The organism is Pseudonocardia sp., assembly GCF_025965585.1.
Classification (GTDB): Bacteria; Actinomycetota; Actinomycetes; order Mycobacteriales; family Pseudonocardiaceae; genus Pseudonocardia.
In genome coordinates this window covers 46,658-54,987 of the sequence record NZ_JAOPWR010000408.1, presented here as the reverse complement: position 1 = coordinate 54,987, position 8,330 = coordinate 46,658, and the positions used below count along the sequence as shown (strand labels likewise).

Here is an 8,330-nt window from a genome sequence, read left to right as displayed (position 1 = left end):
CCCACGGCCGTGGCGCTACCGTGGCGGCGTGAGCTCCGCCGTCGTCACCTCCCTGCTGGCCTACATCCCGAGCCCGGACCGGGGGGTGTGGTACCTCGGCCCGATCCCGATCCGCGCCTACGCGCTCTTCATCATCCTGGGCATCGTCATCGCCGTGGTGTGGGGCGAGCGACGGTTCGTCGCGCGCGGTGGCCAGCAGGGCACGGTCACCGACATCGCGGTGTTCGCGGTGCCGTTCGGCCTGGTCGGCGGCCGCCTCTACCACGTCGCCACCGACTGGCAGACCTACTTCGGCCCCGGCGGCGACCCGATCGGCGCGCTGAAGATCTGGCAGGGCGGCCTCGGGATCTGGGGCGCCGTCGCGCTCGGCGGGGTCGGCGCTTGGATCGGCTGCCGCCGCCGGGGCGTGCCTCTGACATTCTTCGCCGACGCCGTGGCGCCCGGCATCGTCGTGGCGCAGGCCGTCGGGCGCCTGGGCAACTACTTCAACCAGGAGCTCTACGGCGACCCCACGACGTTGCCGTGGGGCCTGGAGATCTACCGCAGGGTCGATCCCACCACCGGCGTCCCCGACTCCCTCGGGGGCATCGCGCTGGACAGGACACCGATCGCGATCGTGCAGCCCACGTTCCTGTACGAGCTGATCTGGAACCTGCTGGTCGCGGGCCTGGTCGTCTGGGCCGACCGGCGCTTCAAGCTCGGCCACGGCCGCGCCTTCGCCCTCTACGTGGCCGGCTACACGTTCGGCCGCTTCTTCATCGAGCAGATGCGCTCGGACTACGCCACGCACGTGTTCGGCGTCCGGATCAACGTGCTGGTCGCGGCCGTCGTGTTCATCGGCGCGGTCGTCTACATCGCGGTGGTGCGCAAGCCCCGCGAGGTGCTGACGGGCCCCGCCGCGGCCCCGATGGACGGTCCCGCCGACGCCGACGCCGACGCCGACGCGGACGCGGACGCTGATGCCGCTCCCACCGCCACCGAGGACACCCCGGCCGCCGCCGAGCCCGTCGACCTGGAGCAGCAGGCGCCGGAGGAGACGGCGGGCACCGCGGGCGACCGCACCCCGTGACGGGCTCCGCTGTGACCGGCTTCAGGGGGTTCGGCGAGGGCGCCGTCGAGTTCTACGACGGCCTCGAGGTCGACAACTCCAAGGCGTACTGGACCGATCAACGTGCCGTCTACGAGGCCGACGTCCGCGAGCCCATGGAGGCGCTGCTCGCGGCGCTCGAGCCTGAGTTCGGCCGGGGCAAGATCTTCCGGCCCTACCGTGACGTGCGCTTCTCGAAGGACAAGACCCCGTACAAGACCCACTGCGGCGCCACCGTCGGTCCGTTCTATGTGCAGGTCGGCGCGGAGGGCCTGATGGCCGCCGGCGGCTACTACCGGATGGCGTCGGACCAGGTGGCGCGCTTCCGCACCGCCGTCGACGACGACCGCCGTGGCGTCGACCTGCAGAAACGGCTCGCCGCGATCGGTGACGACGTCGTGGTCCGGGGCGAGATGCTCAAGACCCGGCCGCGGGGATTCGATCCCGAGCACCCGCGGATCGACCTGCTGCGCCACAAGTCCCTGTTCGGCTCGCGCACCTGGCCGCCCGACGACACGCTGCACGAGCCGGGCTGCGTCGACCGCGTGGTCGCGGCATGGCGGGCGCTCGGACCGGTTGTCGAGTGGTTGTCCGATCACGTCGGCCCGAGCGACCAGCCCCGTCGCTGAACGTTCGCCCATCTGCTTCCTGATCGTTCCAGAAGCCGCGCTAGACTCGTCCTCGTGAGCCGTCGTACCAAGATCGTCTGCACCATCGGGCCGGCAACAGCCACTCCGGATCGCATCCGCGAGCTGGTGCAGGCCGGCATGGACGTCGCGCGGCTGAACTTCAGCCACGGCAACCGCGACGACCACAAGCGCGTCTACGAGATGGTCCGCCAGGCCGCCGACGTCGAGGGCCGTGCCGTCGGCATCCTCGCCGACCTGCAGGGCCCCAAGATCCGCCTCGGTCGCTTCGCCACCGGGCCCGTCGAGTGGCGCACCGGCGAGGAGGTGCGCATCACCGTCGAGGACGTGGCGGGCACCCACGACCGCGTCTCCACCACGTACAAGGGCCTCGCCGTCGACGCCCGTCCGGACGACCGGCTGCTCGTCGACGACGGCAAGGTCGGCCTGCGCGTCACCTCGGTCGACGGTCTGGACGTGGTCTGCCGCGTCACCGAGGGCGGCCCGGTCAGCGACAACAAGGGCCTCTCGCTGCCCGGCATGAACGTCTCGGTGCCGGCGATGAGCGAGAAGGACATCGCCGACCTGGAGTTCGCGCTCGACCTGCGTGTCGACGTCGTGGCGCTGTCGTTCGTGCGCAGCCCCGCGGACATCGACCTCGTCCACAAGATCATGGACGGCAAGGGCGCGCGGCTGCCCGTCGTCGCGAAGCTGGAGAAGCCCGAGGCGGTCGACAACCTCGAGGCCATCGTCCTGGCGTTCGACGGCGTGATGGTCGCCCGCGGCGACCTGGGCGTCGAGCTGCCGCTGGAGCACGTGCCGCTGGTGCAGAAGCGCGCCATCCAGATCGCGCGCGAGAACGCCAAGCCGGTCATCGTGGCCACGCAGATGCTCGAGTCGATGATCACCAACTCGCGCCCGACGCGCGCGGAGGCCTCCGACGTCGCCAACGCCGTGCTCGACGGCGCCGACGCCGTGATGCTGTCGGGCGAGACGGGCGTCGGCCGCTACCCGATCAAGACCGTCCGCACGATGGCGCAGATCATCGAGGCCGTCGAGGACGGGCCGGTCAACGTCCCGCCGCTCAACCACGTGCCCCGCACCAAGCGCGGGGTGCTCTCCTATGCCGCCCGCGACATCGGCGAGCGGCTCTCGGCACGCGCGATCGTGGCGTTCACGCAGTCCGGCGACACGGTCCGCCGCCTCGCCCGACTGCACACGCGCCTGCCGCTGCTGGCGTTCACGCCCACGCCCGAGGTGCGCAGCCAGCTCGCGATGAGCTGGGGCGTCGAGACGTTCCTGGTGGACTTCGTGGAGTCCACCGACGCCATGGTCCGCCAGGTCGACCACGCGATGCTCTCCATCGAGCGCTTCCAGCCCGGCGACCTCGTGGTCGTCGTCGCGGGCTCGCCCCCCGGCACCGCCGGCTCCACCAACCTCATCCGGGTGCACCGCCTGGGTGAGGAGGACTGAGACCTGCCCGCAGGGTCGAGGGACCTGCACTGAGCGGATCCGCACCGGGCCCGGTCCGCAGGCTCGGGCCGGGCGACGGGGAGCTGCTCCGCGACGTCCGGCTGGCCGCGCTGCTCGAGGCGCCGCACGCGTTCGCGTCCACCCATGAGCGCGAGCGCGACGACACCGCGGAGCAGTGGGAGGCGCGCGTCGGGCGGTTCGCCTGGTTCGCCGTGGACCGCCACGGGCTCGTCGCCGGGGCCACCTCGTTCGACGGGCTCCCCGACCGCCGCGACCTGATCTCCATGTGGGTGCACCCCTCGCTGCGCGGCCGCGGGGCGGCAGGGGAGCTGATCGGCGCAGTCCGGGAGTGGGCCGTCGCCGACGGGGCGCGTGAGATCACGCTCTGGGTGGTCGACGGCAACGATCCCGCCGCCCGGGCGTACACGCGGGCCGGCTTCGCTCCGACGGGCCGCCGCCAGCGGCTGCCGAGCAACCCGGCGGTGGAGGAGGAGCTGTGGCTGCTCCGGCTCGGGGAGCGTGACCGCGAGTGGGCGGGCCCCGTACAGGCCTGAGTGACATCTCACGGGGCGGCGGTTCGCTGCCGTTCCCTCACCGGGGTTTGACAGGATGCACGGCGTGAGCACCCCCGCGTCGACCGACGCCGCCGCCGACGACCAGCCGCACGGGCAGGTCGCCCTCGACGAGCTGGTGACGCTGCTGGACCTCGAGCAGCTCGAGGTCAACCTGTTCCGCGGGGTCAGCCCGCCGCACAGCCCCACGCGGGTCTTCGGCGGCCAGGTGGCGGGGCAGGCGCTGGTCGCCGCCGGCCGGACGGTGCCGGACGACCGCGAGGTCCACTCGCTGCACGCCTACTTCATCCGCCCGGGTGACCCGCGGGTGCCGATCGTCTACGAGGCCGAGCGCGTGCGCGACGGGCGCTCGTTCACCACGCGGCGGGTGATGGCGATCCAGCACGGCGAGGCGATCTTCTCGCTGTCGGCGTCGTTCCAGCAGCGTCAGGACGGGATCGAGCACTCCGAGCCCGGGCCTGTCGACGTCCCCGATCCGGAGTCCCTGCCGAGCTTCACGGAGCGGATGGCGGCCGGTGGCGAGTCCGGGTGGCTCGACCGCGTCCCGCGTCCCATCGACATGCGGTTCGTCGACGAGCCCGTGTGGTCGTCGACGCGCAGGGCCTCCGACGGACCGACGCGGGTGTGGATGCGGGCCGACGGCACCTTGCCCGACGACCGGCTGCTGCACGTCTGCATGCTCACCTACGCCAGCGACCTGACGCTCCTGGGCTCGGTGATCGCCCGCCACGACCTGGCCACCGCGCAGGTGCAGATGGCGAGCCTGGACCACGCGATGTGGTTCCACCGCCCCTTCCGCGCCGACGAGTGGCTGCTCTACACCTGCTACTCGCCCACGGCGTCGGGGTCGCGCGGGCTCGCCACGGGCACGTTCACCACCGCGGACGGCACGCTCATCGCCACCACGGTCCAGGAGGGGCTCGTGCGCCTGCCCCGGTGAGATGATCCACACTCGACGCGGGGGTCCCGGGCGCGTAGGAAGGAACGCATGCCGGTGCTGCCGATCCTCGTGCGCCGCCGGCACGTCGACTTCCTCGTCGTCTGCAGCGGCGCCTGTCCGGGCCCCCGCCGGCCCTGACCCCAGCAGACCCCGGAGCTCTCCCGTGTCCACCTCCACCACCACCCGCAACGACGCCCTGCGCGCCATCGTCGACGCCGCGGAGGCGAAGGTGGCCGACGATCCCGACCTCGCCGGCGTGGTGTTCAGCGCCACCGGCACCGGTGGTGACGGCGTCCGCTCGGAGATCCGGATCGGCCGCCACACCGTCGTCGTCGACGAGCCGCCCGCTCTCGGCGGTGCCGACGAGGCACCCAACCCCGTCGAGAACGCGCTCGCCGGGCTGCTGTCCTGCCAGGTCGTGACCTATCGGATCTGGGCGGCCAAGCTCGGCGTCCCGCTCGACGACATCGCCGTCGACGTCGAGGGCGACCTCGACGTCCGCGGCTTCTACGGGTTGGACGACGCCGTGCGCCCGGGCTTCGGCGAGGTCCGCGTGCGGGTGACGCTGTCGGGCCCGGCCGACCCGGAGCGGTACGAGGAGCTCGCCGCAGCGGTGGACGCCCACTGCCCGGTGCTCGACCTCCTCCGCAACACCACACCGGTGACCACCACGCTCGTGACGGGCTGAGCCGGGCGGGCCCGGCGGATCACGACGAGGCAGGATGGAGCGCATGTCCGACCGCAGCTGGGGATTCCGCACGCGCGCCGTGCACGCGGGGGCGGTGCCCGACGCGGCCACCGGCGCCCGAGCCACCCCGATCTACCAGTCCACGAGCTTCGTGTTCGAGGACACCACCGACGCCGCGAGCCTGTTCGCACTGCAGAAGTACGGGCTGATCTACAGCCGGATCGCCAACCCGACGGTCTCGGTGCTGGAGGAGCGGCTCGCGAGCCTCGAGGGCGGCATCGGCGCGGTCGCCACGAGCAGCGGCCAGGCCGCGGAGTTCCTCACGTTCGCCTGCCTCGCGGGTGCCGGCGACCACATCGTCGCCGCGGCCGGCCTCTACGGCGGCACCATCACCCAGCTCGACGTCACGCTGCGCCGGTTCGGTGTGGACACCTCGTTCGTCCCGGGTGGGAACCCCGCCGACTTCGCCGCGGCCATCACACCGGCCACGAAGCTCGTGTTCGCCGAGGTCGTGTCCAACCCGTCCGGCGCGGTGGCCGACATCAGCGGGCTCGCCGACGTCGCGCACGCCGCGGGGCTCCCGCTGATCGTCGACGCCACGATGGCCACTCCGTACCTGTGCCGCCCCATCGAGCACGGCGCCGACATCGTGATCCACTCCGCCACCAAGTTCCTCGGCGGCCACGGCACCACGCTCGGTGGTGTGGTGATCGAGTCTGGGCGCTTCGACTGGGGCAACGGCCACTTCCCGCAGATGACCGAGCCGATCCCGTCCTACGGCGGCCTCAACTGGTGGGGCAACTTCCAGGAGTTCGGCTTCCTCACCAAGCTCCGCGCCGAGCAGCTGCGCGATGTGGGCGCGTCGCTGTCGGCGCACAGCGCGTTCCTGCTGCTGCAGGGCGTGGAGACGCTGCCGCAGCGGATGGAGGCCCACGTGGCGAACGCCCGCGCCGTCGCCGAATGGCTGCACGCCGACTCCCGGGTCTCCTACGTGCGGTGGGCGGGCCTGCCCGACCACCCCGACCACGCACTCGCCCAGAAGTACCTGCCGCAGGGCCCCGGTGCCGTCTTCTCGTTCGGGGTGAAGGGCGGCCGCGAGGCCGGGCAGAGGTTCATCGAGTCGGTGCAGCTGTGCAGCCACCTCGCCAACATCGGCGACGTCCGCACGCTCGTGCTGCACCCCGGCTCCACCACCCACCAGCAGCTCACCACCGAGCAGCTGCGCGACGCCGGCGTGCCGGAGGACCTCGTGCGCATCAGCGTCGGGCTCGAGGACGTGGACGACATCCTGTGGGACCTCGACCAGGCGCTCGCCGCGGCGTCGAAGACCGGCTCATGAGCAGCTGGGAGAACCCGTCCGCGACGGCGCGGCAGAAGATCCTCCGGGAGACGCGCACGGTCGCGATGGTCGGCGCCTCGCCCAACCCGGCGCGGGCCAGCAACTTCGTCGGCACCTACCTGCTGGCGAGCACGAGCTACGACGTGTACTTCGTCAACCCCAACGCCACCGAGATCCTCGGCCGGCCGGTGTACAAGTCGCTGGCCGACCTGCCCGTCGTCCCCGATCTCGTCGACGTGTTCCGCCGCAAGGAGGACCTGCCCGCCGTCCTCGACGACGTGCTGGCCCTCCCGGCGGGGGTGCAGACCTTCTGGCTCCAGTTCGGTCTCGTCGACGAGGTCGTCGCCCGGCGCGCGGAGGCGGCCGGGCTGCAGGTCGTGATGGACCGCTGCCTCAAGGTCGAGCACGCCCGCTTCCACGGCGGCCTGCACCTGGCGGGTTTCGACACGGGTGTGATCAGCTCGCGCAGGCGGGAGCGGTGACCGCGGTCGTCACGCGGCGGGGGGCGTGGCACGAGGGTGACCCCGCCGGGAACCGGCGCTTTCTCGACATCGGTCCGCTCGACCTCGAGCTGGGCGGCCACCTGCCTGCCGTCCGCATCGCCTACGAGACGTGGGGCACGTTCACCGGTGACAACGCCGTGCTGATCCAGCACGCGCTCTCGGGCGACAGCCACGTCGTCGGCCCCGAGGGCGACGGGCACCTGACCGCGGGATGGTGGGCGGACGTCGTCGGGCCGGGCGGCGCCATCGACACCGACCGCTGGTTCGTCGTCTGCACCAACGTGATCGGCGGCTGCCAGGGCAGCACCGGCCCCTCGTCGCTCGCCGAGGACGGCCGGGCGTGGGGGAGCCGCTGGCCGCTGACCACCATCCGCGACCAGGTCGCCGCCGAGATCCCGCTGGCCGACGCGCTCGGCGTCGACCGCTGGGCCGCGGTCGTCGGCGGCTCGATGGGCGGGATGCGGGCGCTGGAGTGGGCGGTGGCGAGGCCCGAACGCGTGGAACGCATGATCGTGCTGGCGTCCGCGGCCGAGGCCAGCGCCGACCAGGTGGGGCTGTGCCGCATCCAGGTCGACGCCGTGCGCGCCGACCCGCTCTGGCACGGCGGCGACTACGCGGTCCACGGCGTCAGCCCCGACACCGGCCTGAGCATCGGACGGCGGATCGCACACCTGAGCTACCGCACCGCCAGCGAGGTGGACGACCGGTTCGGGCGCGCCCCTCAGGACGGGTCGGACCCGCTGCGCGGCGGCCTGTTCGCCGTCGAGAGCTACCTCGAGCACGCCGCGGACGGCCTCATCGCCCGCTTCGACGCCGGCAGCTACGTGGCCCTGAACCTTGCGATGAACAGCCACGAGGTCGGCCGCGGTCGCGGCGGTACGGCGGCGGCTCTGGCGGGCGTCACCGCCCGGGCCACCGTCGTCGGCGTCGACACCGACCGGCTCTACCCCCTGCACCAGCAGCGGGAGCTGGCCGACGCCCTCGGCGTGGAGCTGGACGTGGTGACGAGCGACCGCGGCCATGACGGCTTCCTGGTGGAGACCGAACAGGTCGGGGCGGTGCTGAGGCGCGCGCTCGCGGAGTAGCGCCCGGCCCGTCTGCC

9 protein-coding genes are annotated in these 8,330 nt (G+C 72.6%); all 9 read left to right on the top strand.

Going from position 1 to position 8,330, the window contains the following annotated elements:
• Window positions 1–28 precede the first annotated feature (28 nt).
• Window positions 29–1,069 carry a prolipoprotein diacylglyceryl transferase gene (gene lgt / locus JWR81_RS25360; RefSeq protein ID WP_297658279.1) on the top strand — a complete coding sequence of 347 codons (1,041 nt, stop codon included), beginning with the start codon at window positions 29–31 and terminating at the stop codon, window positions 1,067–1,069.
• 11 nt (window positions 1,070–1,080) lie between these two features.
• Complete coding sequence (locus JWR81_RS25355; RefSeq protein WP_297658272.1) at window positions 1,081–1,716, top strand: DUF2461 domain-containing protein; 636 nt, start codon at window positions 1,081–1,083, stop codon at window positions 1,714–1,716.
• A gap of 54 nt (window positions 1,717–1,770) precedes the next feature.
• Window positions 1,771–3,186: a pyruvate kinase gene (pyk, locus tag JWR81_RS25350; RefSeq protein WP_297658260.1), complete on the top strand. Its 1,416-nt coding sequence runs from the start codon at window positions 1,771–1,773 to the stop codon at window positions 3,184–3,186.
• The gene (locus JWR81_RS25345; RefSeq protein WP_367278849.1) at window positions 3,183–3,740 is read left to right on the top strand and encodes an N-acetyltransferase family protein; all 558 of its coding nucleotides are present in this window, start codon (window positions 3,183–3,185) and stop codon (window positions 3,738–3,740) included. Before pyk ends, JWR81_RS25345 begins: the two co-directional genes overlap by 4 nt.
• 55 nt (window positions 3,741–3,795) lie before the next feature.
• Window positions 3,796–4,698, top strand: a complete 903-nt coding sequence (locus JWR81_RS25340) for an acyl-CoA thioesterase II (protein WP_297658257.1) — start codon at window positions 3,796–3,798, stop codon at window positions 4,696–4,698.
• A 163-nt stretch (window positions 4,699–4,861) separates the two neighbouring features.
• Entirely contained in the window at window positions 4,862–5,386 is a 525-nt protein-coding gene (locus JWR81_RS25335; RefSeq protein WP_297658251.1) for an OsmC family protein, read from the top strand.
• Between the two features lie 43 nt (window positions 5,387–5,429).
• Entirely contained in the window at window positions 5,430–6,725 is a 1,296-nt protein-coding gene (locus JWR81_RS25330) for an O-acetylhomoserine aminocarboxypropyltransferase/cysteine synthase family protein (RefSeq protein WP_297658248.1), read from the top strand.
• Window positions 6,722–7,207: a CoA-binding protein gene (locus tag JWR81_RS25325; RefSeq protein ID WP_297658246.1), complete on the top strand. Its 486-nt coding sequence runs from the start codon at window positions 6,722–6,724 to the stop codon at window positions 7,205–7,207. Before JWR81_RS25330 ends, JWR81_RS25325 begins: the two co-directional genes overlap by 4 nt.
• Complete coding sequence (locus JWR81_RS25320) at window positions 7,204–8,313, top strand: homoserine O-acetyltransferase (RefSeq protein WP_297658244.1); 1,110 nt, start codon at window positions 7,204–7,206, stop codon at window positions 8,311–8,313. The genes JWR81_RS25325 and JWR81_RS25320 overlap by 4 nt, the downstream gene beginning before the upstream one ends.
• Window positions 8,314–8,330 lie beyond the last annotated feature (17 nt).